22 protein-coding genes are annotated in these 25,606 nt (G+C 73.6%); 6 read left to right on the top strand and 16 right to left on the bottom strand.

Going from position 1 to position 25,606, the window contains the following annotated elements; genetic code table 11:
- Positions 1 to 34: 34 nt before the first annotated feature.
- The 5 genes from PSD17_RS20865 to PSD17_RS20845 form a co-directional block, all read right to left on the bottom strand.
- Positions 35 to 1,819, bottom strand: coding sequence for a 3-hydroxyacyl-CoA dehydrogenase family protein (locus PSD17_RS20865; RefSeq protein WP_013673877.1), 1,785 nt, complete (start codon positions 1,817 to 1,819; stop codon positions 35 to 37).
- A 127-nt stretch (positions 1,820 to 1,946) separates the two neighbouring features.
- Positions 1,947 to 3,419 (bottom strand): aldehyde dehydrogenase family protein, encoded by a 1,473-nt coding sequence (locus PSD17_RS20860; protein ID WP_013673876.1) that lies wholly within the window; start codon positions 3,417 to 3,419, stop codon positions 1,947 to 1,949.
- Positions 3,420 to 3,491: 72 nt separating this feature from the next.
- Positions 3,492 to 4,559 (bottom strand): NAD(P)-dependent alcohol dehydrogenase, encoded by a 1,068-nt coding sequence (locus PSD17_RS20855; protein WP_013673875.1) that lies wholly within the window; start codon positions 4,557 to 4,559, stop codon positions 3,492 to 3,494.
- A 157-nt stretch (positions 4,560 to 4,716) separates the two neighbouring features.
- A complete protein-coding gene (nucS, locus tag PSD17_RS20850; protein ID WP_013673874.1) occupies positions 4,717 to 5,376 on the bottom strand; it encodes an endonuclease NucS in 660 nt (219 codons plus the stop codon).
- 10 nt (positions 5,377 to 5,386) lie between these two features.
- Positions 5,387 to 8,209 (bottom strand): ATP-binding protein, encoded by a 2,823-nt coding sequence (locus PSD17_RS20845; RefSeq protein ID WP_339124207.1) that lies wholly within the window; start codon positions 8,207 to 8,209, stop codon positions 5,387 to 5,389.
- 71 nt (positions 8,210 to 8,280) lie between these two features.
- Between PSD17_RS20845 and PSD17_RS20840 the strand changes: the two genes are divergently transcribed.
- Positions 8,281 to 9,468, top strand: coding sequence for an amidohydrolase family protein (locus PSD17_RS20840; RefSeq protein ID WP_339124206.1), 1,188 nt, complete (start codon positions 8,281 to 8,283; stop codon positions 9,466 to 9,468).
- Positions 9,469 to 9,485: 17 nt separating this feature from the next.
- Here PSD17_RS20840 and PSD17_RS20835 read toward each other — a convergent pair whose 3' ends face one another.
- Positions 9,486 to 10,451 carry a helix-turn-helix transcriptional regulator gene (locus tag PSD17_RS20835; protein ID WP_013673871.1) on the bottom strand — a complete coding sequence of 322 codons (966 nt, stop codon included), beginning with the start codon at positions 10,449 to 10,451 and terminating at the stop codon, positions 9,486 to 9,488.
- Between the two features lie 29 nt (positions 10,452 to 10,480).
- Between PSD17_RS20835 and PSD17_RS20830 the strand changes: the two genes are divergently transcribed.
- Entirely contained in the window at positions 10,481 to 11,041 is a 561-nt protein-coding gene (locus PSD17_RS20830; protein WP_013673870.1) for an NUDIX domain-containing protein, read from the top strand.
- Positions 11,028 to 12,185, top strand: a complete 1,158-nt coding sequence (locus PSD17_RS20825) for an acyl-CoA dehydrogenase family protein (RefSeq protein ID WP_013673869.1) — start codon at positions 11,028 to 11,030, stop codon at positions 12,183 to 12,185. Before PSD17_RS20830 ends, PSD17_RS20825 begins: the two co-directional genes overlap by 14 nt.
- On the opposite strand, the gene PSD17_RS20820 is transcribed toward PSD17_RS20825, so the two are convergent.
- From PSD17_RS20820 to PSD17_RS20810, 3 genes are all read right to left on the bottom strand, one after another.
- The gene (locus PSD17_RS20820; RefSeq protein ID WP_013673868.1) at positions 12,179 to 12,913 is read right to left on the bottom strand and encodes a class I SAM-dependent methyltransferase; all 735 of its coding nucleotides are present in this window, start codon (positions 12,911 to 12,913) and stop codon (positions 12,179 to 12,181) included. The two genes, PSD17_RS20825 and PSD17_RS20820, sit on opposite strands and share 7 nt — an antisense overlap.
- A gap of 362 nt (positions 12,914 to 13,275) precedes the next feature.
- Complete coding sequence (locus tag PSD17_RS20815) at positions 13,276 to 14,517, bottom strand: cytochrome P450 family protein (protein ID WP_339124205.1); 1,242 nt, start codon at positions 14,515 to 14,517, stop codon at positions 13,276 to 13,278.
- A 40-nt stretch (positions 14,518 to 14,557) separates the two neighbouring features.
- Positions 14,558 to 15,274 (bottom strand): TetR/AcrR family transcriptional regulator, encoded by a 717-nt coding sequence (locus tag PSD17_RS20810; RefSeq protein ID WP_041759415.1) that lies wholly within the window; start codon positions 15,272 to 15,274, stop codon positions 14,558 to 14,560.
- A gap of 52 nt (positions 15,275 to 15,326) precedes the next feature.
- Here PSD17_RS20810 and PSD17_RS20805 point away from each other — a divergent pair, with 52 nt between their 5' ends.
- Positions 15,327 to 16,100: an enoyl-CoA hydratase-related protein gene (locus PSD17_RS20805; protein ID WP_013673865.1), complete on the top strand. Its 774-nt coding sequence runs from the start codon at positions 15,327 to 15,329 to the stop codon at positions 16,098 to 16,100.
- Positions 16,101 to 16,237: 137 nt separating this feature from the next.
- Positions 16,238 to 17,107, top strand: coding sequence for a transporter substrate-binding domain-containing protein (locus PSD17_RS20800; protein ID WP_013673864.1), 870 nt, complete (start codon positions 16,238 to 16,240; stop codon positions 17,105 to 17,107).
- Positions 17,108 to 17,116: 9 nt separating this feature from the next.
- On the opposite strand, the gene ehuA is transcribed toward PSD17_RS20800, so the two are convergent.
- From ehuA to ehuB, 4 genes are read right to left on the bottom strand one after another with little or no spacing between them, the layout of a single operon-like run.
- Positions 17,117 to 17,878 (bottom strand): ectoine/hydroxyectoine ABC transporter ATP-binding protein EhuA, encoded by a 762-nt coding sequence (ehuA, locus tag PSD17_RS20795; protein ID WP_103380923.1) that lies wholly within the window; start codon positions 17,876 to 17,878, stop codon positions 17,117 to 17,119.
- 19 nt (positions 17,879 to 17,897) lie between these two features.
- Positions 17,898 to 18,554, bottom strand: a complete 657-nt coding sequence (gene ehuD / locus PSD17_RS20790; RefSeq protein ID WP_339124203.1) for an ectoine/hydroxyectoine ABC transporter permease subunit EhuD — start codon at positions 18,552 to 18,554, stop codon at positions 17,898 to 17,900.
- Complete coding sequence (gene ehuC, locus PSD17_RS20785; RefSeq protein WP_013673861.1) at positions 18,551 to 19,261, bottom strand: ectoine/hydroxyectoine ABC transporter permease subunit EhuC; 711 nt, start codon at positions 19,259 to 19,261, stop codon at positions 18,551 to 18,553. The genes ehuD and ehuC overlap by 4 nt, the downstream gene beginning before the upstream one ends.
- 15 nt (positions 19,262 to 19,276) lie before the next feature.
- The gene (gene ehuB / locus PSD17_RS20780; protein ID WP_013673860.1) at positions 19,277 to 20,179 is read right to left on the bottom strand and encodes an ectoine/hydroxyectoine ABC transporter substrate-binding protein EhuB; all 903 of its coding nucleotides are present in this window, start codon (positions 20,177 to 20,179) and stop codon (positions 19,277 to 19,279) included.
- A 264-nt stretch (positions 20,180 to 20,443) separates the two neighbouring features.
- On the opposite strand from ehuB, the gene PSD17_RS20775 reads away from it, so the two are divergent.
- A complete protein-coding gene (locus PSD17_RS20775; RefSeq protein WP_013673859.1) occupies positions 20,444 to 21,268 on the top strand; it encodes a ribulose bisphosphate carboxylase large chain in 825 nt (274 codons plus the stop codon).
- 32 nt (positions 21,269 to 21,300) lie between these two features.
- On the opposite strand, the gene PSD17_RS20770 is transcribed toward PSD17_RS20775, so the two are convergent.
- The 3 genes from PSD17_RS20770 to murA all read right to left on the bottom strand — a co-directional run bounded on the left by PSD17_RS20770 (position 21,301) and on the right by murA (position 25,580).
- Complete coding sequence (locus PSD17_RS20770) at positions 21,301 to 23,292, bottom strand: protein meaA (RefSeq protein ID WP_339124202.1); 1,992 nt, start codon at positions 23,290 to 23,292, stop codon at positions 21,301 to 21,303.
- A gap of 69 nt (positions 23,293 to 23,361) precedes the next feature.
- Complete coding sequence (locus PSD17_RS20765) at positions 23,362 to 24,174, bottom strand: DUF1206 domain-containing protein (protein ID WP_339124201.1); 813 nt, start codon at positions 24,172 to 24,174, stop codon at positions 23,362 to 23,364.
- A 137-nt stretch (positions 24,175 to 24,311) separates the two neighbouring features.
- Positions 24,312 to 25,580 carry a UDP-N-acetylglucosamine 1-carboxyvinyltransferase gene (gene murA / locus PSD17_RS20760; protein WP_013673856.1) on the bottom strand — a complete coding sequence of 423 codons (1,269 nt, stop codon included), beginning with the start codon at positions 25,578 to 25,580 and terminating at the stop codon, positions 24,312 to 24,314.
- Between the last annotated feature and the right edge of the window lie 26 nt (positions 25,581 to 25,606).

Below are 25,606 nucleotides of genomic sequence, written 5' to 3'. Positions count from 1 at the left end.
GGGCGCGCCCCCGGCCGCCGGCCGTGACGGGTGCTCAGCGCCGCGCGTAGTCGCGGAACCCGTGACCGGTCTTGCGGCCCAGGCGCCCGGCCGTCACGAGGTGCTCCAGCAGCGGCGCGGGCGCGAACCCGCTCTGCCGGAACTCCTGGAACAGCGACTTCTCGATGGCGAGCGACACGTCGAGCCCGACGACGTCGAGCAGCTCGAACGGCCCCATCGGCAGCGCGCAGCCCGTCTTCATCGCCGCGTCGATGTCGTCGGCCGTCGCGTAGTGCGCCTCGAGCATCTTGACGGCGTCGTTGAGGTACGGGAACAGCAGCGCGTTGACGATGAACCCGGCGCGGTCGCCGCAGGAGACGGGGACCTTGTCGAGCTTCTCGCAGAGCGCGAGCGCAGTGGCGGTGACGTCGGGCGAGGTGGTGATCGTGGAGACCACCTCGACGAGCTTCATCACCGGTGCGGGGTTGAAGAAGTGGAGGCCGACGACGTCGCCGGGCCGCGTGGTCGCGGCGGCGCACTCGACGACCGGCAGCGAGGAGGTCGTCGTCGCGAGGATCACGCCGGGCTTGCAGATCTCGTCGAGCGCGCCGAAGACGGCCCGCTTGACGTCGAGCTCCTCGGCGATCGCCTCGACGACGAGGTCGACGTCGGCCATGTCCTCCAGCCGCGTCGTGGGGGTGATGCGGGCCAGCGCGGCGTCGCGCTCGGCCTCGCCGATCTTGCCGCGCACCACGGCCTTGTCCAGCGACTTGCGCACGGTGGCGACGGCCGCCTCGGCCTTGGAGTCGCTGCGCCCGCGGACGACGACGTCGTACCCGGCCTTCGCGAACACCTCGACGATGCCGGTGGCCATCGTCCCGGTGCCGACGACGCCGACCCGGGCGATCTCGCGCAGGTTCGCGTCGGCGGGGACGGTGCCGGCGGGGGTGTCGGCGTCGGGGACGACCTTGGAGCTGTGCGGCTTGGCGTAGGTGTAGAAGCCGCGGCCGCTCTTGCGGCCCAGGAGGCCGGCGGTGATCATCTGCTTGAGCACCGGCGCGGGAGCGTGCATCAGGTTCCGCGACTCGTGGTACATCGTGTCGAGGATCTCGTAGGCCGTGTCGAGGCCGATGAGGTCGAGCAGCGCGAGGGGGCCCATCGGGTAGCCGCAGCCGTAGCGCATTGCGGCGTCCAGACCCTCACGCGTCGCGTAGCGCGCCTCGTACATGCGGGCGGCGTGGTTGAGGTAGCCGAAGAGCAAGGCGTTCGCGATGAACCCCGCGCGGTCGCCGATGACGACCGGCACCTTGTCCAGCGTCGCGGCGAACGCCCGGGCGTCCTCGATCACGTCGGGCTCGGTGACGACAGTGCGCACCAGCTCGACGAGTTTCTGCACCGGGGCGGGGTTGAAGAAGTGCATCCCCACGACCTTGCCGGGCCGGCTGGTCCGCACGGCGAGCTCGGTGACCGACAGCGACGACGTGTTGGACGCCAGGATCGCCTCCGGGCGCATCACCTTGTCGAGCTCGGCGAGGACGCCCGCCTTGAGGTCGAGGTGCTCGGGCACCGCCTCGACGACGAGGTCGCAGTCCGCGAGATCGGCGAGGGCCGTCGTCGTCGTGATGCGGCCGAGCAGCTCGTCGGCGTCCTCGCGGCTGAGCTTGCCACGCTCGATCGCGCGCGTCGTCGAGGTCTCGAGATGGCTGCGCCCGCGGGCGACGGCCTCGTCGTTGATCTCTGCCGCGATGACCTGCAGGCCGTTGCGGGCGAACACCTCCACGATGCCGGCGCCCATCGTGCCCAGCCCGACGACCCCGACCGTCCGGAACTCCCGTGTCACGCCTGCAACCTCCCACATCGACGAGGGACATGGCTGTCCGGCGCCGATCCTCCCATCCCGGCTGCTCGGGATACCACGCATGTCGCCAGGAACACCCGGCCGGGAGGGTCGCGCGCGGGTGCCGGGGTCAGCGCCCCATCCGCAGCCGCGTCATCCTGACCAGGCCCTTCATCGCCGACGCGGGGCGTCGGAAGCTGGTCAGCGGAACGGGCAGCGCGAACCGCTGGCGGGCCACGGCCTGCGGCCGGGTGAACTCGCGCAGGCCGTCGTCGCCGTGGATGCGGCCGAACCCCGAGTCGCCGACGCCCCCGAAGGGCAGCGCGGGGATGCCCGCGAACGAGATGACCCCGTTGACCGCGACCATGCCGCAGCGCAGCCGGCCGGCGATCTCCTCGCCGCGCGCCCCGGAGAACACCGAGGCGCCGAGCCCGTAGCCGGTGGCGTTGGCGCGGCGCACCGCGTCATCGACGTCCTGCACGCGGTTGACGACGAGCACCGGCCCGAACGTCTCCTCGGTCACCGCGACGCTGTCCTCGGGCACGTCGGCGATGACGACCGGATCGACGAGTCCGTCGTGCACCGGGTCGGGGCCCCCGACCAGCGCGGTGCCGCCCGCGGCGAGTGCGTCGGCGACGTGCCGGGCGACCACGTCGGCCTGCGCGGGCATGGTCATCGGCCCGAAGGACTCGCCCGCCCGCAGCGCCAGGGCACGCTTGGTCACCTCCGCGGCGAAGGCGTCGGCGACCGTCCCGAGCACGTACACGCGCTCGACGCCCACGCACGTCTGCCCCGCGTTGGACATCCCGCCCCAGACGGCGGCGTCGGCGGCCGCGGCGAGATCGGCGTCGGAGTCGACGATCATCGCGTCCTTGCCGCCGCACTCGATCAGCACGGGCACGAGGTTCTCCGCGCAGGCGGCCATGACGCGCTTGCCGGTGGCCGTCGAGCCCGTGAACGCGATCTTGCCGACGCCCCGCGCCCGGCACAGCGCGGCACCCGTCTCGCCGTAACCCGTCACGACCTGCAGCAGGGGCGCGTCGGGCACCGCTTCGGCCAGCGTGTCGGCCAGGGCGCGCCCGACACCGGGGGTCAGCTCGCTCGGCTTGAAGACGACGGTGTTCCCGGCGGCGAGCGCGTAGGCGATCGAGCCCATCGGGGTGAACACCGGGTAGTTCCACGGTCCGATCACGCCGACGACGCCGAGCGGCGGGTAGGAGACCGACGCGGCCTGGTTGGCGCCGAGCAGCCCGGCCCGCACGGAACGACGTCCGAGCACACGCTTGGCGTTGCGGGCGGCCCAGTCGAGGTGGTCGACGGCGAGCACGAGCTCCAGCCGGGCGTCGTCGAGCGGCTTGCCGGTCTCGGTGACGATCACGCCCGCGAGGTCGTCGATCCGGTTGGCCAGCAGCGAGCGCCAGGCCGCGAGCCGGGGGAGGCGCCCGTCGAACCCGAGCCCGCGCCACCAGTCCGCCGCGACCGCCGCCTTGTCGACGGCGGCCTGCACGGCCGCGGCGTCGTGCACGGGATGGGTGCCCACGACGTCGCCGGTGCGCGGGTCCAGCGACTCGAAGGTCCGCGGCGCGGCGTCGGTGGCGGTCATTACCCAAGGGTAACCGGATCGCCGCCAGCCGCGCGGGTCGTCGTCGGCCCGCGCGGCCGCGGACGGGAGCCGTCAGCCGAAGGTGATGAGCGGCTTGATGATCCCGTCCTCCTTCGACGTCATCATCTCGAAGGCGCGGGAGATGTCGTCGAAGGCGAAGGTGTGGGTGGTCATCGGCGTCGGGTCGATGCGGCCGGACATCATCAGCTGGAAGAGCCGGCCCATCCGCTCGTTGCCACCCGGGCACAGACCTGTGTGGATGGCCTTGTCGTTCATGCCGAGCCCGAAGGCGTCGAGCGGCAGCTGCAGCGGGGCGGGGTTCTCGCCGTGGTAGCCGATGTTCGACACCCGGCCGCCGGCCTTGGTCACCCGCAGGCACGCCTCGAACGTCTGCGGGAAGCCGAACGCCTCGATCGCGGCGTCGACGCCCTCGCCGTCGGTCATGTCCATGATCTGCTCGACCGGGTCACCCTGGGTGAAGTCGACGATGTCGTCGGCACCGAAGCGCTTCGCGAGCGCCTGCCGTTCGGGCCGCGACTCGACCGCGATGATCCGGCCCGCGCCCATGAGGTTGGCGCCCATCGTGGCGCAGAGCCCGACGGGTCCCTGCGCGAACACCGCGACCGTCTCGCCGAAGTTCAGCCGCGCGTGCTCGGCGCCCATGAACCCGGTGGAGAGCATGTCGCAGCTGTAGACCGCCCAGTCGTCGGACAGCCGGTCCGGGATCGGGGTCAGGTTGGCCTGCGCCGCCGGCACGACGAAGTACTCGGCCATGTTGCCGTCCATCTGCGTCGTGTACTTGTAGCCGCCGAGCGCACCGCCGCACTGGCTGGTGAAGCCGCGCTGGCAGTACGAGCAGCGGTAGCAGGGCGTGACGGCGTTGACCGCGACCCGCTGGCCCTCGGTGAACCCGGTGACGGCCGAGCCGAGGGAGTGGACGACACCGACGGACTCGTGGCCGAGGGTGCGGCCCGGTTCGACCGGCAGCGCGCCCTTCACGGTGTGGACGTCGGAGGTGCAGATCAGCGCGGCGGTGGTCCGGACGATCGCCTCCTCGGGCCCGGGTTCCGGGATCGGCTTCTCGACGACGGCGGTCTCGCCGACCTGCTTGATCACGAACGCGCGCATGGTCTCGGTCATGAGTAGCTCCCTCGTCCCGCCCACCCCGCTGTGGGCGTCGCCACACCACCATCGTGCAGACGGCGCGTGAGGGCGACGCTCCGGCGAGCGATTCCCGGGGGCCGAGAAAACCCGTGGGACCGACGCGCACGACGTCCGCGACGGTCACTCACAGGGCTCAGAACAGGCGGAGATCGTCGGACTCGACGCCGCGCAGCGCGTCGTAGTCGACGACGACGCAGCGGATCCCGCGGTCCTCTGCCAGCGTGCGGGCCTGCGGCTTGATCTGCTGCGCGGCGAACACCCCGGCGACGGGCGCCAGCAGCGGGTCGCGGTTCATCAGTTCGAGGTAGCGCGTCAGCTGCTCGACGCCGTCGATCTCACCGCGCCGCTTGACCTCGACGGCGACGCTCGCCCCGGCCGGGTCGCGCAGCAGCAGGTCGACGGGCCCGATGGCCGTCATGTACTCGCGGCGCACCAGCGTGTGGCCCTCACCGAACACCTCCGGGTGCGCCGCGAGCAGCTCCTGCAGGTGCGCCTCGACGCCGTCCTTGACCAGGCCGGGGTCGACACCGAGCTCGTGCTTCGAGTCGTGCAGGACCTCGTCGATCGTGATGACGAGCGACTCGTCGGCCTTGTTGCGGACGGTCCACACACCCGGCTGCTCCTCGAGCCAGCACGGCGGACTCATCCAGTTGAGCGGCTTGTAGGCGCGGTCGTCGGCGTGGACCGAGACCGACCCGTCTGCCTTGACCAGCAGCAGCCGCGGCGCCATCGGCAGGTGGGCGGTCAGCCGGCCGACGTAGTCCACCTGGCAGCGGGCGATGACGAGGCGCACCGGGCAGACCTTAGTGGGACCGCGCGACGACCCAGGCGGCGATCTGGGTCCGCCGCGAGAACCCCAGCTTGGCCAGGATGTGCGCGACGTGCGACTCGACGGTGCGCTCGGAGATGTGCACGGCCGCCGCGATGTCGCGGTTGCTCAGCCCGTCCGCGACGAGGCCGGCGATCTCGGTCTCGCGCGGGGAGAGCACGCCGCCGTCGCGCAGCGCGTCGTCGAGCTCGGTGAGCTTGCGCCGCAACGGTTCCATGCCGAGGCGAGCGGCGGTCGCGGCGGCCCGGTCGGCGTGCGCGCGAGCGGCCTCGGCGTCGCCGGGACGGCCGCGACGGCGCAGCTCGACGGCCAGCCGGTGCCGTGCGGTCGCGGCGAACGGGGCGAGCCCGCGCGCCTCGTCGGCCTCGACCGACGCGGTGAGGTGGCGGATCGCGACGGCACCGCGGCCGAGCCCGGCCGCCGCGATCCCGAGGTACTGGTGCACGGAGCCGTGGGTGGCCGTGGCCCCGGCACCGCCCGCGACGAACAGGTTCGCGTAGTGCGCGAGGAAGCGGTAGCAGGCCTCCAGCGGTGCCGTGTCGCCCAGCTCGAGGGCGATCTGCACACGCAACGCCTCGACGATCAGCGACATGAACCGCGGGATCCGTGGCGACCCGGGCGGTGCCAGGTCGCGGTACCAGCGGGCGGCCTCCTCGGGCCGGCAGAGGGCCAGATGCCAGCGGGCCATCGTCGTGCTCATCACCGCGAACACCGGCGACTCGCGGTGGACGGCGAGCTCGGCCGGCAGCGACCCGTCGAGGCCGTCGCGGCCGATCAGCAGCGCGACCTGCCATTCGACGGCCTGCGCGGTCATCGCGGCGCCGACGTGCCGTCCGCGCACCGCCAGCGCCGCGGCCTCGTCGTTGAGTGCGCGGACCTCGTCGAACGCACCCCGGCCGAATGCGAGCGCCGCCCGGCTGCGCAGCACGTGCAGCCGGGCGAGGGGCTGGCCGGACCGGGCGGCGACCGGGGCCAGCTCGTCGAGCTCGCGCTCGGCGTCGGCGATCCGGCCGGCCTGCAGCAGCGCGTCGAAGCGCCACAGGTGCCCCCAGAGCACGGCATCGGAGCCGCCGACGGCGAGCATCCGATCGCCCAGGTGCAGCCGCTCGGCGTTGCCCTCGGGGCCGCTCGCGGCGAGCTGGCGGGCCCGCAGCGCCGCCGCCAGCGCCGCGGGCTCGCCGACCCGCTCCGCGATCTCCAGCGCCCGGGTGCTGCAGGCGTCGACCTGGTCGGGACGGCCGACGAACAGCAACGTGTGCGCGAGCTGCGCGAGCAGCCGGGCCCGCACCGGCGTGTCCCCCGGCTCCAGCGCGGCCAGTGCTTCCTCGCACCAGTCCCGCTGCGCGGTCAGCACCTCGGCATCGGAGATGCCCTGCACGACCAGCGCGGCCTCGGCGAGCGTCGCCGCATCGCCTGCGTGCCGGGCGAGGTCGACCGCCGCGACACAGGACGCCACGGCGTCGGACACGGCGTGCGCACGCAGCTGCGCCCTGGCCAGCTCGATCAGGTCCCGGGCGCGCTGCACCGGGGTCAGGAACGGCCGGCCGGCCTCCAGCACCCGCGCCCATCGGCGGGCCGACTCGGCGAAGGCCAGCCGCTCCCCGGCCAGCGCGGCGGCCGCGCGGCCCCGGTCCAGCGCCGCCTCGGGGTCCCCGGACGGCAGCGCGGCCAGTGCGTGTCGGGCCAGCTCGGGGAGGACGTCGGGATCGTCCGCCCGCGGCTCCAGGACCTCGGCGAGCCGGGCGTGCAGCCGGGCCCGTTCGGTGTCGCCCAGCACCTCCAGCAGCGCCTCCCGGACGATGTCGTGGGCGAACCGCGGCGCAGTCCGGCCGGGCGGGCGTACCAGCACGCCGTCGTCGAGTGCCGGGCGCAGCGCGTCGGTGACGGGCCCGCCGACGACGGCGCCGAGCAGCGGCTCGTCCAGCTCGCCGCCCGCGACGGCCGCGAGGTCCAGCAGCGCCCGGCACTCGGCGGGCAACCGGCCCAGCCGCAGTCGGACCACGTCGCGCACCGCGGCCGGCACCGGCCCGGCGCGGCCGTCGGCCAGCATCCTGGCCAGCTCGCCCACGAAGAACGGGTTACCGCCGGAGCGGACCCGGACCTCGGCGACGGTCTCGGGCGACGGCGCGACGCCCAGCCGCTCGGTGAGCGCGCCGCCGACGTCGGCGTCGGTGAGCCCGCCGAGGTCGATCCGGGCGGCCGTGGGCCGCGCTGCGAGCCGGGCCACGTGCCCGGCACGTTCCGGGTCGGCGGCCAGCTCGGCGGGCCGGGCGGTGCCGACGACCAGCAGCCGCGCGGTCGGCGCCTCCCGTGCCAGGTGCACCAGCAGCGCGAGCGAGTCGGGATCGGCCCACTGCAGGTCGTCGAGGGCGACGAGGAGCCCGGTCCGCGCGGCGGCCGCGGTGAGGACCCGGGCGGCCGCGTCGAACAGCACGAGCCTCGCCTCCGCCCCGGCCCCGGCCGAATCGCCCCCCGCCGAACCCAGCAGCGGCGCGAGCGCGGCGAGGTCGTCGGGATCGGCGGCGGCGGGCCCGTCCGGGTCGGCGGCCCGCCAGGCCCGCAGCACCTGCCGCCACGGCCGGTAGGCCGGCGCGCCGTCGTCGTCGGTACAGCGGCCCCACAGCACGGGCGTCCCGTGCGCGCCGGCCAGCCGGCCCAGCTCGGCGACGAGACCGGTCTTGCCGATGCCCGGTTCGCCCGCGACGAGCACGACCGACGCCTCGCCCGCCAGCGCGGCGTCGAACCGCCGGGCGAGCTCGCCCAGCTCCGCCGTCCGGCCGACGAACCGTCCCGCCACGGCGGAACCGTAGCGCGAGTCGGTGTTTCCACCGATGGCAGCGCACCGGGCCCCGACTACCAATCATGCCCATGACCAGCCGATACGCCGTCCGCGCCGCCGCACTGTTCGACGGCGTCGCCACCGCAACGCAGCCGCTCGTCGTCGTCGAGGACGGGCGGATCGTGAGCGTCGAGACCGGCGGCGGGGAGGCACCGCCGCCGGATGCCGAGCTCGTCGACCTGCCGGGCGCGACGCTGCTGCCCGGGCTCGTCGACACGCACGTGCACCTCGGGTTCGACGCGGGCCTCGACCCGGTCGCCACGCTCGCCGCCCGCGAGCCCGCCGAGGTGCTCGAGCAGATGGCCGCGGCCGGGGCCGCACAGCTGCGTGCCGGTGTCACGACGGTGCGCGACCTGGGCGACCGCGACTACCTGACGCTGGAGCTGCGCGAGCGCGACCTGCCGCTGCCGACGATCGTCGCGGCCGGCCCACCGATCACCTCGCCCGGCGGGCACTGCCACTTCCTGGGTGGGGTGACCAGCGGCGTCGACGGGGTCCGGGCGGCGGTGCGCGAGCACGCCGAGCGGGGTGTCGACGTCATCAAGGTGATGGCTTCCGGCGGCCAGATGACGCCCGGGACCAGCTGGGACGCCACGCAGTTCCCGCCCGAGGTGCTGGCCGCACTCGTCGACGAGGCGCACCGGCACGGGCTGCCGGTCACCGCGCACGCGCATGCCGTCACCGCGATCCACGACGCCGTCGCCGCCGGGGTCGACGGCATCGAGCACTGCACGTTCATGACCGCGGACGGTTGCCGCCCCGACGACGGGCTGATGGCGCAGCTGGTGGCGCGCCGGATCGCGATCGGGCTGACGGTCGGGATGGAGCCGGTGCCCGGGCTGGCGCCGCCGCCGGAGCTGCTGCGCCACATGCCCGACATCCTGGCCATGGTGGCCCGGATCTGCGCCTCCGGCGCACTCGTCGTCGCGGGGACCGACGCCGGGATCGCCCCGATCAAGCCGCACGGAGTCCTGCCGCGCGGGCTGCTGCACCTCGTCGAGCTGGGGCTGACGCCGCTGCAGGCGCTGACCGCGGGGACGTCGGTCGCCGCGACCGTGTGCGGGCTGGGCGAGCGCAAGGGCCGGGTGGCCCCCGGCTACGACGCCGATCTGCTGGCCGTCGCGGGCGATCCGCTGACCGATCCGGCGGTCCTGCTGAGCCCGCTGCACGTGATGGCCGCGGGCCGCCCGGTCACGCTCCCGGCCCCGGCCGCATGACCCGCGGGTGAGGGCGCTCAGGCGTTGTTCTCCTGCAGCCGTCGTCCGTGGGCGGCGAGCAGGGCCCGCAGGCCCGGTTCCAGTGCCTCCACCTCACCCGCGAGCGCGACGAGCTGACCGGCGGCGACCTCCACCGACTCGACCTCCAGCGTCACCTCGCGGCGTCCCTCCTCGTCGGGCGGGCCCGCCGTGGCGACGGCGGCGGTGGCCGCGTCGGCGTCGGTGACGTGCGGCAACGCCCTGAGCCCGCGCGGGGTGAGCCGGAGGCGGACCGTCTCGCGCAGCATCGACGCGGCGAAGCGGGCCGCGGACTCGGCCCACCAGCCGGGGAGGTCGAACTCCGCGGGACGGGTGAACGACTCCCCCGTCGGGTCCACGGTCACCACCTTCGCCGCGCGATAGGTGCGGACGTCGCCCCCGACACCCGCGACGAGGTACCAGACCCCTGCCTTGAGGACGAGCCCCAGCGGCTCGACGACGCGCTCGACCGTCGAGGCGTCGTCGCCGAACCCGCGCCGATAGCCGATCCGCACCCGCTGCTCCGACCAGACGGCACGGGCGAGCGTCGCGAGGTGCGGCGGGTCGCCCGGGTCCTGGAACCATCCGGGGGCGTCGAGATGGACCCGCTCGGCGATCCGCCGGGCATGTTCGCCGAGGTCGGGAGGCAGCGTCGCGAGCACCTTCGACTGGGCGGCGAGCAGCGCGGAACCCATCCCCAGCGCGGAGAGCAGCTGCGGGGCTAGCACGGCCGCGGCCTCCTGCGCGGTCAGCCCGTCGAGCCGGGTCCGCCAGCCCTCGACGAGCCTGATGCCGCCGCCGTGCCCGCCCTCGGTCCACAGCGGCACGCCGGCCTCGACCAGGGCGGCCACGTCGCGGTAGATCGTGCGCTCGGAGACCGCCAGCTCGGCGGCGAGCTCCGCGGCGGTGGCCGACCGCCGCCGTTGCAGGACGAACAGCATGGCGATCAACCGGGACGCGCGCACCGCGCCATCATCGCGGCAGACTCGGGTGCGTGGAGCAGGTGAGCACTCGGCAGGTGTACGCGAACAGCTGGATGACCGTCCGCGAGGACGCCATCCGTCGTCCCGACGGCAGCGCCGGCGTGTACGGCGTCATCGACAAACCGACCTACGCGCTGGTCGTCCCGCGCGACGACGCGGGCAGGCTGCACCTGGTCGAACAGTTCCGCTACCCCGTCGGCGCCCGGCGCTGGGAGTTCCCCGCCGGCACCGCGCCCGACCGCGCGACCCCGCACCCGGACGACCTGGCCGTACAGGAGCTCGTCGAGGAGACCGGCCTGGTCGCCGGGCGGATGGAACTGCTGGGGACGATCGACGTCGCCCCGGGGATGTCGAGCCAGCGCGGACACGTCTACCTCGCGACGGAGCTGACGCAGGGCGAGGCGCGCCGGGAGGCGACCGAGGCCGACATGCGCGCCGAGTGGTTCACCCCGGCGGAGTTCGAGGCCATGATCGGCGAGGGCGTCGTCGCCGACGCCCAGACTCTGGCCGCGTACGCGTTGCTGATGCTCCGCGACCGGGCCGCGAACGGGGGACGACGTGGACCTGCGTGAGACCGACGAGCAGCAGCTGCTGCGGGAGTCCGTGGCGGCGCTGGCCGGCCGCTTCGGCAGCGAGTACTTCCTCGCCAAGGCGAAGTCGGGTGAGAAGACGACCGAGCTGTGGGCCGAGGCGGGCAAGGCCGGCTACCTGGGCGTCGCGGTGCCGCCGGAGTACGGCGGGGGCGGTGCGGGGATGGTCGAGCTCGCGATCGTCGCCGAGGAGATCGCGACGGCCGGCTGCCCGCTGCTGCTGATCGTCGTGTCCCCTGCAATCGTCGCGACCGTCATCGCCACCAGCGGCACGCCCGCCCAGAAGGAGCGCTGGCTGCCCGGTTTCGCCGACGGCTCGCTGCGGATGTCGTTCGCGATCACCGAGCCCGACGCCGGCTCCAACTCCCACCGCATCACCACCACCGCGCGCCGCGACCCCGACGGCGGCTGGCGCCTGTCCGGGCACAAGTACTACATCTCCGGCGTCGACGAGACCGATGCGACGCTCGTCGTCGCGCGGATGGAGGACGCCGCGTCCGGGACGCTGCGCCCCGCGATGTTCGTCGTGCCCCGCGACACCCCGGGCGTCAGCTACCAGCCCATCGACATGGCGATCGTCAGCCCCGAGCGCCAGTTCACGCTGTTCTTCGACGACGCACCCCTGCCCGCCGACGCTCTGGTCGGGGGCGAGGAGGCGGGCCTGTCGGCGCTGTTCGCGGGGCTGAACCCCGAGCGCATCACCGTCGCCGCCTACTCCAACGGGCTCGCCCGCTACGCCCTGGGTCGCGGCGTGGCCTACGCGAAGGACCGCGACGTGTGGGGCACCCCCATCGGCGCGCACCAGGCCATCGCGCACCCGCTGGCCGCCGCCCACATCGACGTCGAGCTGGCGAGGATGGCCACCACCCGCGCCGCGTTCCTCTACGACGCGGGCGACCGCGGCGCCGGCGACGCCGCCAACATCGCGAAGTACGCCGCGGCGGAGGCCGCGATCAAGGCCGTCGACGCGGCGGTGCAGGCCCACGGCGGCAACGGGATGTCGCTGGAGTACGGCGTCGGCGCGCTGATCGGGGCGGTGCGTGCGGCGCGGATCGCGCCGGTGAGCCGGGAGATGGTGCTCAACCACGTCGCGCAGCACGCGCTGGGGCTGCCGAAGTCCTACTGAGCGCGCAGGTCGGTGCGGGTGATCTCCGAGCGCAGTGGGACGTCGATCTCCGCGGCGCCCGGGAAGTGCCGTTCGAGGACCCCGCGCGCCGCCGCCAGCCAGGCGGCACGGTCGTCGGGATCGGCGGTGATGGCGCCGCTGTAGGTGGCGAGCGAGGCGAGCACGTCGTCGACGGGCATCCGCCGCACCGTCGTGAACTCCGCGTACTCCGGCGGCCCGAACGGCGTGCCCTCCGGGAGGACGACCTCGTGGGACCGGGGCCGACGACGCTCGACGGACCGCCGCAACCGCTGCAGCTCCTGCGTCCACCCGACGTGGCGGTCCCGTCCGGTGCGCGCCACCGCGAACCGGCCGCCCGGCCGCAGGACGCGGGCGATCTCGGGGAGCGCCCGGTCGGCGTCCATCCAGTGCCAGGCCGAGGAGACCGTCACCAGGTCCGCGCTCGCGTCCGGCAGCGGGATCGCCTCCCCCGTGCCCTCCAGCGCGCGCAGCCCCGGCGAGCGCTCGAGGAACACCTCCCGCATCCGCGCGTCGGGTTCGACGCCCACGACCTCCGGCACCGCCGCCGCCAGCGCGCGGGTGAACAGCCCCGTCCCCGCCGCGAGGTCGACCGCGACGGTGCACCCGGCCGGGACGACCCACGCGATCGCCGCTGCCGGCGGGGCGGGCCGCAACCGGTCGTACTCACGGGCGATGGACCCGAAGGACGTCGCGAGATCGTCGGCCACGTCGCGAGCCTAGCCCGCCCGGATCGGCGACGGCAGCAAAACCGTTGCGCCCGTTGAGGTCTGCGTGCCCCCGCGCGCCCGATGTCCGGTCCCCCGCGCGCGGACCGCGACCGTGACGTTGCGCCCGACGACGCGCGCAACCTCACCGCCGTCCGGCAGCCGAAACGCGACCGTGAGGTTGCGCCCGACGGCGAGCGCGCAACCTCACGGTCCTCCCTCGGCCGGATCGCGACAGTGGGGTTGCGCCCGGGTCGCGGCGCCGGACCCCTGCGCCGCGCTTCGGCCGCGGGGCGCGGGCCGGGTCACCGGCCGAGGCCCTCCGGGGTGGCAGGGCGGGGCAGCCCCGCTCGGGGCCGGAAACCTCAGCCGACCCGGATCGGGACGGTCCCGAGCCTGCGCATCCCCGGGACCGGCTGCCAGACGAGCTCGGCCGGGTCGACGGCCAGCGCCAGGTCGGGGAAGCGTTCGACGAGCGCGCGCAGCGCGACCTCCCCCTCCTGGCGCGCCAGCGCCGCGCCCAGGCAGTAGTGCGGCCCGTACCCGAACCCGACGTGGCCCTCCCCGCGCTCGGCGGTGCGGCGGGCGACGTCGAGCCGCTCGGGGTCGGTGAACTCCCGCGGGTCCGAGTTGGCGGCCACCAGCGCGGGCTGCACGCCGTCGCCCGCCCGGATCTGCGCGCCGCCCAGCTCGGTGTCGGCCAGCGCGTAGCGCGTCGAGGCGAACTGCACCGGACCGATGCGCCGCAGCAGCTCGGCGACCGCGTTCGGCCACAGACCCGGGTCGGCGCGCAGGGCGGCGAGCTGGTCGGGCCGGGTCAGCAACGCGACGACCGCGTTGGAGATCAGGTGCGCCGTCGTCTCGTGCCCGGCGATGACCAGCGACAGGACCATCGTCACCAGCTCGCTGTCGGAGAGCCGGTCGCCGTCCTCGTCGTGGGCGCGCACGAGTGCGGTGAGCAGATCGTCGGCAGGTTCGGCGCGGCGGTGCGCGATCAGCCCGATGATGTTGCCGACCATGTCGCGCAGCGCGGTCGGGATGCGGTCGCGGTCCATGGTCGCCAGGTCGCGGCTCCAGACGTGCCACGACGCCCGATCGGCCTCCGGAATGCCGACGAGCTCGCAGATGACGGTGATCGGCAGCGGGTAGGCGAACTCCTCGACGAGGTCGACGGGCCGGCCGCCGGCGCCGAGCGCGGCCAGCCGATCGAGCAGCCCGGCGGTGAGCTCCTCGACGCGCGGGCGCAGCTGCGCGACCCGGCGGACGGTGAACGCGCGCGAGACCAGCTTGCGCAGCCGCGTGTGGTGGGCGCCGTCCGCGCTGATGATGCTGTCGGTCAGGTAGTGCATGAGGTCGGGCGGGATGCCGATGCGTTCCATGGCGACGCGCCGCACGTCGTTCGTGTCGTTGCCCGGCACCGACGCCGGGTCGTTCACGAAGCGCGTCCCGTCGCCGAGAACGGCGCGGACGTCGTCGTAGCGGGTGACGATCCAGATCGGCGCCCCGCCGTAGAAGGTCCCGCGCAGGACGGGTGCCTCCTCGCGGATGCGCCCGTAGGCGGTGTACGGGTCGGTCACGAACTCCGTGGCCGTCAGGTCGACGCTCATGGTTCCCCCACTTGTTCCCCGACTGTTCGACGCCCCGGCCTCACCGGACGCGCCGTCTCCATTCCTGGTCCATCTCGGCGGCGAGCCCGCGGAACATCGCGACCGCCTGCGGTGCGACTCCCGCGGCCCTGGCCTCGGCGCCCGGCTCCTCGATCGCGGCGGCGATCGTGTGGGCGATCAGCGCGGCCCGCCGGCCGTGGTCGGCCGGGGCGTCGGACGCGGGCAGCGAGTCGACGAACAGGAACCCGGACGCGACGGCCTGCAGGAGGTACTGCTGCTCGTCGAGCGAGAGGTCGGTGCGCAGCGCCCCGGCCTCGCGCAGCAGCCCGAACAGCCGCCGGGCCGCCGCGTCGCGTGTCGCGCTCAGCGCGCCCAGCGAGTCCGCCGCCTCGTGGGCGAGCCTGCCGAGCACCTCCGGGTCGCCCAGGTACAGCGGCCGCACCACCGGATCGGCGACGAGGTCCAGGTACACCGCTGCCGTCATCCTGCTGGGCAGCACCTCCGCCGGGTCGGCGGCCATCCGGTCGGCCATCCGCGACACCACGTGGTGGTGGCTGCGCAGCAGGACCGTCAGGAACAGCGCGTCCTTGGAGCGGAAGTGCAGGTAGACGGTGCCCTTGCCGATCCGGGCGTGCCGCGCGACGTCCTCGACCGTGACCCGCTGGTACCCCCAGCGCACGAGCAGGTCGGCAGCGGCGTCGAGCACCCGCTCGAGCCGACCGTCTGACTCGGTGACTGGATTCGCGCTTCCGGTCATACGGTCACCGTAGGGCTGGATCGGACCCCCCGCAACCACGTACCGTCCCTGTATGGCGGACTACGAGTACCTGCTCGTCAAGCACGACGGCGACACCGTGCGCATCACCATGAACCGGCCCGAGCGGCGCAACGCCCTGTCCGAGCCGCACCTGCGCGAGCTGCTGCGCGCGTTCGAGGAGGCGGGGGCCTCCGACGCGACGGGCATCGTGCTGGGCGCCGAGGGCAAGGTCTTCTCCGCCGGGCACGACTTCGCCGACGTCGCGGCCCGCGACCTCGGCGGCGTCCGTGACCTGCTGCAACTGTGCACGCGCCTGATGCGGACGATCGAGTCGGTGCCGCAGGTCGTGGTCGCCCGGGTGCACGCGCTGGCCACGGCCGCGGGCTGCCAACTCGTCGCCACCTGCGATCTCGCCGTCGCCGCCGAGTCCGCGGGCTTCGCCCTGCCCGGCGGCAAGGGCGGCTGGTTCTGCCACACGCCGGCGGTCCCGGTGGCCCGCAACGTCGGACGCAAGAGGCTGATGGAGATGGCGCTGACCGGCGACGTCGTCGACGCCACCACCGCCGCAGAGTGGGGCCTGGTCAACTACGCGGTGCCCGATGCGGAGCTCGACGCCCGGGTCGACGACCTGCTCGCCCGCGCCACCCGGGGTAGCCGGTTCGGCAAGGGCGTCGGCAAGCAGACGCTCTACAGCCAGCTCGACCGCCCGGAGTCCGACGCGTACGGGATCGCCGTGGAGGTCATGGCGTCGATGTCGCAGTCGGCAGGGGCGAAGGAGGGCATGGCCGCGTTCCTGGAGAAGCGTCACCCGGTCTGGTCCGACTAGCCCGGGCCCCGCCGCCTGTGAGCGGCGACAGTCGCCATAGCGACCATCGCCGCTCACGACCCCGGTCCCGCACGACACCCGCGCAGACCGCAGCCGGAGCGGGCGGAGGACGCGGGAGTCGCCTAGGGTCGCCCGCGATGCTGACCCGACGCCGGCTGCTGGTGGCCCTCGGCGCCGCGGGGGCCTGCGCCCTTGCGGCCGCCTGCGACCGGTCCGGCGCGACCACGCTGCGACGGATCCGCGAGTCGGGCGTCGCGCGCGTCGCGATCGCGGGCGAGCAACCCTACGGCTTCTCCGACGCCGCGGGCCGCGTCACCGGCGAAGGCCCGGAGGTCGCCCGGCTGGTGTTGCGAGCGGTCGGCGTCGACGGGATCGAGGCCGTCCAGGTGCCGTTCGACAAGCTGATCGACACGCTCGTCGCCGGGGATGCGGACCTCGTCACCGCGGGGCTGACCATCAGCCCGGAGAGGTGCGCGCGGGTCGCGTTCTCGCGTCCCGACTTCGTCGTCCGCCCGGCGTTCCTGGTCCGCCGCGGCAATCCCGCGGGGCTGCGCTCGTTCGCCGACGTCGTCCGCACCCGGGTCCGCCTCGGCGTCCTGGCGGGGTCCGCGGAGCAGGCCTGGGCGCGGGCCTCCGGGGTTCCCGACCACGCGGTCACCACCTACGACGGGCAGAGCTCACTGGTGGCCGCGGTCGCCGACCAGCACGTCGACGCCGGGGCGCTCACCCGCATCTCGCTGCTCGACGCGCTGCGCCGCAACCCCGGGCTCCGGTTGGAGGTGACGCCGGGGTTCCGGGTCACGATCGCGGGCCGGGAGGTCGTGCCCGCGGGGGGATTCGCCTTCCGGCGCGAGGACGCCGACCTCGTCGCCGCGTTCGACGACGCCCTCGCCGCGGCGCAGGCCTCCGGCGACTGGCTGCGCGTGGCGTCGCCGTTCGGGTTCACCGCCGCGAACCTGCCGCCCGCGGACGTGACGACGGCGGCCCTGTGCGCGGGCGCGGTCTGACCGCGCGCGCTACCGCTCCACCACCGCCTGCAGGAACGCCTGCGTCCGCTCGTGTCCCGGCTCGGTGAACAGCTTCTCCGGGGCGGCGTCCTCGATGACGCGGCCGCCGTCGAACATCATCACGCGGTCGGAGAAGTCGCGGGCGAAGCCCATCTCGTGGGTCACGCACAGGAACGTGATGTCGGTGGTGGACCCGATGTCGCGCAGCAACTTCAGCACCCCCGCGACGAGCTCGGGGTCGAGCGCGGAGGTCACCTCGTCGAGGAGGAGGACGTCGGGGCGCATGGCCAGCGCCCGGGCGATCGCGACGCGCTGCTGCTGCCCGCCGGAGAGCTGGGTGGGGTGGGCGTCCATCCGGTCGCCGAGGCCGACGAGGTCGAGCAGCTCCTGCGCGCGGGCGGTCGCCTCCTCCTTCGACAGCCCCAGTACGCGGGTGGGCGCCTCGATCAGGTTTCCGCGCACCGTCATGTTGGGGAAAAGGTTGAACTGCTGGAACACCATCCCGATGTGTTTGCGCACCTCACGGCAGTGCTTGTCGTCGGCGGGCACGAGCTTCCCGCCCTTTTCCATGTGCGACAACGACTTCCCGCCGACGGAGATCGAGCCGCGGTCGACCTTCTCCAGCGTCATGAGCAGCCGCAGGATCGTGGTCTTGCCCGAGCCCGACGGCCCGATCAGGCAGACGTGCTCCCCCGGCGCGACGGTGAAGTTCAGCTCGGAGAGCACTACGTTGTCCCCGAAGCGCTTCTCGACGCCGTCGAAGACGATCATCGGCTCCCCGGAGGGCAGGTCAGCGGACGGCACGGCGACGCTCCAATCTACGGACGGCCATCGACGCCGGGTAGCTCAGCAGCAGGAACAGCAGACCCGCCAGCGTGTAGGCCTCGACGTAGCGGAACGACTGCCCGCCGACCTCCCGCGCCTGCCCGACGATGTCGAGCACACCGATGCCGATCAGCAGCGGGGTCTCCTTGAACATCGAGATGACGTAGTTGCCCAACGCGGGCAGCACCCTCGGGATCGCCTGCGGCAGCACGACCCCCGTCCAGACACGTGTGGTCGGCAGGCTCAGCGCGGTCGCGGCCTCCCACTGCCCGCGCGGCACCGCGTCGATGCCGGCGCGGTAGACCTCGGAGGTGTAGGTCGCGTAGTGCACGCCCAGCGCCAGGATGCCGACCGTGAGGGCGCTCAGCACGACGCCGAAGGCCGGGAGCACGAAGAACAGGAAGTAGACCTGCACCAGCAGCGGGGTGCTGCGGACGAACTCCACGATCGCCCGCACGACGATCCGCACCGGCCGCGGTCCCCGCCCGAGCACGGCCAGCCCGAGGCCGAGCGCGAACGCGATGATCGAGCCCAGGACGGTGGCGATCAGCGTGACCCGCAGGCCGTTGAGCAGCGCCGGGATGATCTCGCCCGCGAAGTTCCAGTCCCACAGCGGCGTCATGCGACCCCCGCTCCCGTCGCGGCCTGCTGGCGCGCCCGCACCGACGGCCTGCGCCCGACCCGGGCCGCGGCCAGCCGCTCCAGCGTCCGCATGACCGCCGTGATCACCAGTGCGAGGATCAGGTACATCACGAGCAGGAGCAGGAAGATCTGGAACGCCTGCGCGTTGAACCGCGGCACGAGTACCTGCTGCGCCTGCCGGGTGATCTCGTTGACCGACACGAACGAGAGCAGCGCCGTGCTCTTGAGCAGCTGGATGAACAGGTTGTTGAACGGCGGGATCATCTCGACGACGGCCTGCGGCAGGATCACCCGCCGCATCCGCTGCGCGGGCGACAGGCTCAGCGCGATCGCGCCCTCGACCTGCGCACGCGGCACCGACTGGACGGCGCCGCGCACGATCTCGGCCCCGTACGCCCCGTGGTTGAGGCCGAGGACCAGGATGCCGGCCCAGATCGGAACGAGCTGGAACCCGACGAGCACGGGCAGCGCGAAGTAGATCCAGAACAGCTGGACGACCTCCGACGTGCCGCGCAGTCCCTCGACGTAGACGCGTGCGATCACGCGCACGGTGCGCGAGGGCGACAGCAGCGCAAGGCCGGCGCCGAACGACAGCACGATCGTGAGCACGATGCCGCCGATCGTCGCAATCAGCGTCTCCGGCAGCCCCTGCGACAGGACCGACAGGAACGTTCCGAAGTTCTCCACCGACGTCCGCCGGACTCAGGCGGCGCAGAGCTTCTGGGTCGTCAGGTCGGCTGCCGGGAGGTTGTCCTTCGTGAACCCGAACGGCTCGGCGATCTGCACCCACTGCCCGTTCTGGTGGAGCGTGCCGAGGGCGCCGTTGAACGCGTCGACGAGTGTCGTGTCGGCCTTGCGGAACACGAACCCGCCCGCGGAGACGACGGGCTGGCCGTTCTGCACGGGATCGAAGCCCGGGGTGACCTCCACGTCGGCCTGGGGGTTCTTGCTCGCCAGCCACTTCAGCGAGATGTCGGTGAGCGCCGCCGCGGCCGCCCGGCCGGCGGTGACCGCCTGCAGCAGCGCGTTCTGGTCGGGGAAGGCCGCCACGTTGCTGTCGGGCACCCCGGCGTCCTTGGCGTAGCCCTGCTCGACGGCCGCGCTCAGCACGGCGAGCTGCAGGTTCTTCGAGGCGATGTCCTGGAACGTGGCGATCCCCTGGGGGTTGCCCTTGGGCACCAGGAACGCGGTCTTCGCCGAGTAGTCGGGGATGGAGAACGTCGCCTGCTGGCAGCGGGCCGCCGTGATGTTCATGCCCGCGCACACCATGTCGTACTGGTTGGCGTTCAGGGCCGGGATCAGCTGGTCGAAGCTGACCTGCTGGGCGTTGACGTCGGCGATCCCGATCGCCTTGAGCACCGCACGCGCAACCTCGGGGGCCTCGCCCGTGACCTTCCCGCTGGTGTCGGTGAAGCCGTAGGGCTCCTCGCCCGCAATCCCGATCTTGATCGTGCCTGCGCTGCGCGCGTTGGCCAGCGTGTCACCGCCGCCGCTCTGACTGGTGCTGGTGCACGCCGAGATCAGTGCCGGTCCGCCCAGCACGACCGCACCGGCGACGGCACTCCTCCGGAAGAACTCCCGCCTGCTCCACGTCTGGCCGGTCATCCTCGACTCCTCGGGCTCGCTCGCATCTGTCGTCGACACAGGGCACCCCGCCGGTGCCCGCACCGCCGGATTCCGAACGTAGGGGCTGATCGCGATGCGCACCGGATGAGGCGATGGCCGTTACCGGACCGATACGGCTCCGCACGAATCATCGGATTCTTCACCCGTTCGGAGGCCATGCACGAGCGCAGAGGGGGTACTCGACGAGCGGAGTGTGTCATCGATCAGCCGCTGCTCCGGCCCGTGATGCGACATGATGCGTTCATGGTCATGCGCATCGCGGGACTCCCGCTCCCCGGACCGTCCGACGTCGTCGCGGGCGCCCGGGCGCTGGCGGGGTGGACCGAGGAGGCCGTCGAGCTCGCGGGTGGCCTCCCCGAACGGGCGTCCCGGCTGCTCGACGGCGCCGACGAGCTCGTCGGACGCATCGCGGGCCTGGCCGACCGAGTCGACGGGCTGCTGAGCCGGGTCGACGGGACGCTGGGGCGCGCCGACGAGGCGGTCGCCCGCGTCGACATCGTGCTCCGCGAGGTCGAGGGTGCCGTGGCCCGCACGACCACGGTGCTCGCGTCGGCGGAGAAGCTGGTCGAGTCGGCGTCGGGCGTGGCGACCCACGCCGAGACCCTCGTGCGGACCGCCGGGTCGGTGGCGACCGACGCGGCGACGGTGGTCGGCGCGGCACAGGGGATCACGCAGCAGGCCGGCACGATCGTCGACGGCGCCGCGGCGGTCGCCCGGCGCGCGGACGAGGTCGTCGGGTCGGCGGCGTCGACGTCGGACGAGGCGAAGGTGCTGCTCGAGACGTGGGTTCCCGTGTCGCGGCGCGCGGCGCCGATCGCGCGGACGTTCGTCGACCAGCTCAGCGAGGAGGAGGTGCGTGCGGCGATCCGGCTGGTCGACCACCTGCCCCAGCTCACCGAGCACCTCGAGGAGGACATCATGCCGATCCTCGCCACGCTCGACCGCGTCGGACCCGACGTCCACGAACTGCTCGACGTCCTCAAGGAGGTCCGGCAGGCCATCCTCGGCATCCCCGGCTTCGCGTTCTTCCGGCGCCGGGGCGAGGAGAAGATCGACGACGAGTCGTGAGCGGCGGTGGTCGCCCTGGCGACCATCGCCGGTCACAGGCCGTGGGCCTGCCGCACCAGCGTCACGATCGCGTCCATCATCGCGGTGAGCTTGAAGTCCTTCGGCGTGAAGACGGCGGCGACCCCCTTGTCCCGCAGGGCTTTCGCGTCGCCCTCGGGGATGATCCCCCCGACGACGACGGGGACGTCGTCGGCACCGGCGGCGCGCAGCCCGTCGACCACCGCGGGCACGACCTCCAGGTGCGACCCCGACAGCACCGACAGCCCGACGACGTGCACGCCCTCCTGGACCGCGGCCGCCACGATCTCCGACGGCGTCAGCCGGATGCCCTGGTAGACGACCTCGAACCCGACGTCGCGCGCCCGCACCGCCACCTGCTCGGCACCGTTGGAGTGCCCGTCGAGCCCCGGCTTGCCGACCAGCATGCGCAGCCGCTCGCCCAGCTCCTCGCCGGTCTGCTGGACGCGCGCGCGGACCTCGCCGAGCCCCGTGGCGGCCTCCCCGGACGCGACGGCCGCCGACACCCCGGTCGGCGCCCGGTACTCGCCGAACACGGCGCGCAGGGCGCCGGCCCACTCGCCGGTGGTCACCCCGGCCTTGGCGCAGGCGATGGACGCGTCCATCAGGTTGGCGTCGGTCTTCGCGGTGTCCCGCAACGCGGCGAGCGCCTCCTCCACCGCGGCCTGGTCACGCTGCCGGCGCCAGTCGCGGACCGCCTCGACCGCGGCGGCCTCCGTGGCCGGGTCGACGGTCTCGATCGCCGCGGCGCCCTCGGCCTGCAGCGGGCTGGGTTCGGTCGTGTCGAACCGGTTGACGCCGACGACGACGTCCTCGCCGGACTCGATGCGCCTGCGCCGCTCGGCCAGCGACCGGACGAGCTCGCCCTTCATGTAGCCGTTCTCGACGGCGGCGACCGCTCCCCCCATCTCGGCGACCCGGTCGATCTCGGCGCGGGCACCCTCGATCAGCTCGGCGACCTTCGCCTCGACGACGCGGCTGCCGTCGAAGATGTCCTCGTACTCGAGCAGGTCTGTCTCGTAGGCCAGCACCTGCTGCATGCGCAGTGCCCACTGCTGGTCCCACGGGCGCGGCAGGCCGAGCGCCTCGTTCCACGCGGGCAGCTGGACGGCGCGGGCGCGCGCGTCGCGCGAGAGCGTCACCGCGAGCATCTCCAGCACGATCCGCTGGACGTTGTTCTCCGGCTGGGCCTCGGTGAGTCCCAGCGAGTTGACCTGGACGCCGTAGCGCAGCCGCCGGTGCTTGGGGTTCTCGACGCCGTAGCGCTCCAGCGTGATCTCGTCCCACAGCCGGCCGAGCGCCCGGAGTTTGCACATCTCCTCGACGAAGCGCAGCCCCGCGTTGACGAAGAACGAGATGCGGCCGACGACGTCGCCGAACTTCTCGGCCGGGACCTGCCCGGAGTCGCGCACCGCGTCGAGCACGGCGATGGCCGTCGACAGCGAGAACGCGAGCTCCTGCGCGGGCGTCGCCCCCGCCTCCTGCAGGTGGTAGCTGCAGATGTTGATCGGGTTCCATTTGGGGATGTTGGCGACCGACCACGCGATGGTGTCGGCGATCAGCCGCATGCTCGGCGCGGGCGGGAACACGTACGTCCCGCGCGAGAGGTACTCCTTGACGATGTCGTTCTGCGTGGTGCCGGCGAGCGTGGCACGCGGGGCCTCGTGCTCGTCGGCGACCGCGACGTAGAGGGCGAGCAGCCACATCGCGGGCGCGTTGATGGTCATCGAGGTGTTCGCCTCGGCCATCGGGATGCCGTCGAAGAGGGTGCGCATGTCGCCGATGTGGCTCACCGGGACCCCCACCTTGCCGACCTCGCCCTTCGCGAGCTCGTCGTCGGGGTCGTAGCCGGTCTGGGTGGGCAGGTCGAAGGCGACGGACAGACCCGTCTGGCCCTTGGCCAGGTTCCGGCGGTACAGCGCGTTGGACTTCTCCGCCGACGAGTGTCCGGCGTAGGTGCGGATCACCCAGGGGCGATCACGCTCGTTGTCGCTCGGGTACGGCACCGGACACCTCCATCACGGCGTTGTGAGCGAAATAGTACGCAACTGCGCGGGAAACCGATCGGTGAGCCGTCACACCCGGTGGTAGCGCGCGTCGAACGCGCAGAACACGCCGAACGCGACGAGCCCCACCGCGGTCGCCACCAGCAGGACCACCCCGAACGGCTGCGCGGCCAGGGTCTTCAGCGCCGCGTCCAGGCCATTGGCCCGCTGCGGCTCGAACTGGACCGCCGCCGCCACGACCAGCACCCCGACGAGGACGGTGACCAGGCCCTTCGCCACCTTCCCGAGCTGTCCGGTGCGCACCGCGACGGCCCTGGCCCGCGGGTCGAGGGGCAGGCTCATGTCGTCGGTGAAGGTGCAGCGGAAGGCGTTGACCGTGATGAACCCCGCCACGACGACGATGCCGACGCCGACGGCCCCGACGATCCATTGCCCGCCCGGGATGCCGAGCAGGCCCGCGGCCGCCGCCTGGCTGCCCTCGCCACCCGAGCCGCTCACCGCCGTCCGCACGGCCAGCACCGTCAGCGCGGCGAAGACCACCGCCATGCCCGCGCTCTCGAGCCGCCCGCGCGCGTCCTTCACCCGGCCGCCGGCCCGCCCGAGTGCCTCCCCGACCCGCCACAGCGCGACGGCGACGAACCCCAGCGCGAGCACCCACAGCAGCACCCGACCCGCCGTGGTCTGCGCGATCGCCTGGAACGCGCCGGACTGGTCGGCCCGGCTACCGCGGTCGCCGAAGGCCACCCGCAGCACCAGCCACGCCAGGAGCAGGTGCGTCAGGCCGTAGGCCAGGATCCCGACGCGCACCACGATCCGGGCCCCCCGGCCGGCCTCGCGCGCGGCGTCCTCCGTCCCGCCCACGGTGCCCACGGCGTCGGACATGCGTTCTCCCCCGTCCGACCGGGCCCGCGCCGGTCCCCGGGACCGTGACACGTCACGCGCCGGCCCGCGACCGGGACTGCGCCGACCGGCGTAGCCCACGCCGGGCGCGGTCCTCCCCCGCTGCCCGCGGGAGCGGGTCAGCGCTCGGCGTCGACCGTCACCCGGGAGATGTCCGCACCCAGCCCGGCGAGGTTCTCGACGAACCGCGGATAGCCGCGGTCGATGTGCTCGACGTCCCAGACGACGGTCTCGCCGTCGGCGCACAGGCCCGCGAGGACCAGGCCCGCGCCCGCGCGGATGTCGCTGGCCCACACCGGCGCGCTCGACAGCCGCGGCACCCCCCGCACGACGGCGTGGTGGCCGTCGGTGCGGGCGTCGGCGCCGAGCCGGACCATCTCCTCGACGAACCGGAAGCGGGCCTCGAACACGTTCTCCGTGATCATCGACGTGCCCTCGGCGACGGCCGACAGGGCGATCGCCATCGGCTGCAGGTCGGTGGCGAAGCCCGGGTAGGGCAGCGTCACGAAGTCGACGGCCGTGGGGCGGCCGTCCATCGCGATCGTGAAGCCGTCGGCCGCCAGCTCGGTCTCCGCGCCGGCCGAGCGCAGCTTGTCGAGCACCAGCTCCAGGTGCCGCGGGTCGACCCCGCGGACGTCGACGCGGCCGCCGGTCATCGTCGCGGCGAACGCCCAGGTGGCCCCGACGATCCGGTCGCCGATGACCCGGTGCTCGGTCGGGGTGAGGCTGGTGACGCCGTGGACGGTCAGCGTCGAGGAGCCGGCGCCGTCGATCTTCGCGCCCATCCGCTGCAGCATCGTGCAGAGGTCGACGATCTCCGGCTCGCGCGCGGCGTTGTCGATGATCGTCGTGCCCTCGGCCAGGACCGACGCCATGAGGATGTTCTCGGTGGCCCCGACGCTCGGGAAGTCGAGCCAGATCTGGGCCCCGCGCAGCTCGTCGGCCTGGGCGACGACGCGACCGTGCTCGATCTCGGTCGTCGCGCCGAGCTTGCGCAGCCCGGAGGCGTGCATGTCGAGCGGCCGGGAGCCGATCGCGTCGCCACCGGGCAGCGGCACCACCGCACGCCGGCAGCGGGCCACCAGCGGGCCCAGCACGCAGACCGACGCCCGCAGCCGCGACACCGAGCGGTAGTCGGCGGCCGCGCCGGGCTCCGCGGGGACCTCGATGGTGACCGTCGAGCCGTCGACGACGACCGTGCAGCCCAGGCTGCGCAGCACGTCGGCCATCAGCGGGACGTCGAGGATCTCCGGACAGTTCGTGAGCGTCGTGGTGCCCTCGGCCAGCAGCGCCGCCGCCATCAGCTTGAGCACGCTGTTCTTCGCACCGACGACGTCGACGGCGCCGTCGAGACGGGCGCCTCCGCGGACCGCGAAATGCTCCACCACGGGCAACGACGCTAGCGTTCCGCGAC

Origin of the sequence: Pseudonocardia sp. D17, from assembly GCF_036984265.1 — a bacterium.
Classification (GTDB): Bacteria; Actinomycetota; Actinomycetes; order Mycobacteriales; family Pseudonocardiaceae; genus Pseudonocardia; species Pseudonocardia benzenivorans.
The sequence above is the reverse complement of the archived record's forward strand: the minus strand, read 5'-3'. Positions and strand labels throughout refer to the sequence as shown.

What these genes read in the sequence shown, in the direction of transcription:
- PSD17_RS20860 (WP_013673876.1), bottom strand. Translation starts at nt 3,419, where the DNA reads ATGACCGCCACCGACGCCGCGCCGCGGACCTTCGAGTCGCTGGACCCG.
- PSD17_RS20855 (WP_013673875.1), bottom strand. Translation starts at nt 4,559, where the DNA reads ATGACCGAGACCATGCGCGCGTTCGTGATCAAGCAGGTCGGCGAGACC.
- PSD17_RS20840 (WP_339124206.1), top strand. Translation starts at nt 8,281, where the DNA reads ATGACCAGCCGATACGCCGTCCGCGCCGCCGCACTGTTCGACGGCGTC.
- PSD17_RS20815 (WP_339124205.1), bottom strand. Translation starts at nt 14,517, where the DNA reads ATGAGCGTCGACCTGACGGCCACGGAGTTCGTGACCGACCCGTACACC.
- PSD17_RS20810 (WP_041759415.1), bottom strand. Translation starts at nt 15,274, where the DNA reads ATGACCGGAAGCGCGAATCCAGTCACCGAGTCAGACGGTCGGCTCGAG.
- PSD17_RS20805 (WP_013673865.1), top strand. Translation starts at nt 15,327, where the DNA reads ATGGCGGACTACGAGTACCTGCTCGTCAAGCACGACGGCGACACCGTG.
- PSD17_RS20800 (WP_013673864.1), top strand. Translation starts at nt 16,238, where the DNA reads ATGCTGACCCGACGCCGGCTGCTGGTGGCCCTCGGCGCCGCGGGGGCC.
- ehuA (WP_103380923.1), bottom strand. Translation starts at nt 17,878, where the DNA reads ATGATCGTCTTCGACGGCGTCGAGAAGCGCTTCGGGGACAACGTAGTG.
- ehuD (WP_339124203.1), bottom strand. Translation starts at nt 18,554, where the DNA reads ATGACGCCGCTGTGGGACTGGAACTTCGCGGGCGAGATCATCCCGGCG.
- ehuB (WP_013673860.1), bottom strand. Translation starts at nt 20,179, where the DNA reads ATGACCGGCCAGACGTGGAGCAGGCGGGAGTTCTTCCGGAGGAGTGCC.
- PSD17_RS20775 (WP_013673859.1), top strand. Translation starts at nt 20,444, where the DNA reads ATGGTCATGCGCATCGCGGGACTCCCGCTCCCCGGACCGTCCGACGTC.
- PSD17_RS20765 (WP_339124201.1), bottom strand. Translation starts at nt 24,174, where the DNA reads ATGTCCGACGCCGTGGGCACCGTGGGCGGGACGGAGGACGCCGCGCGC.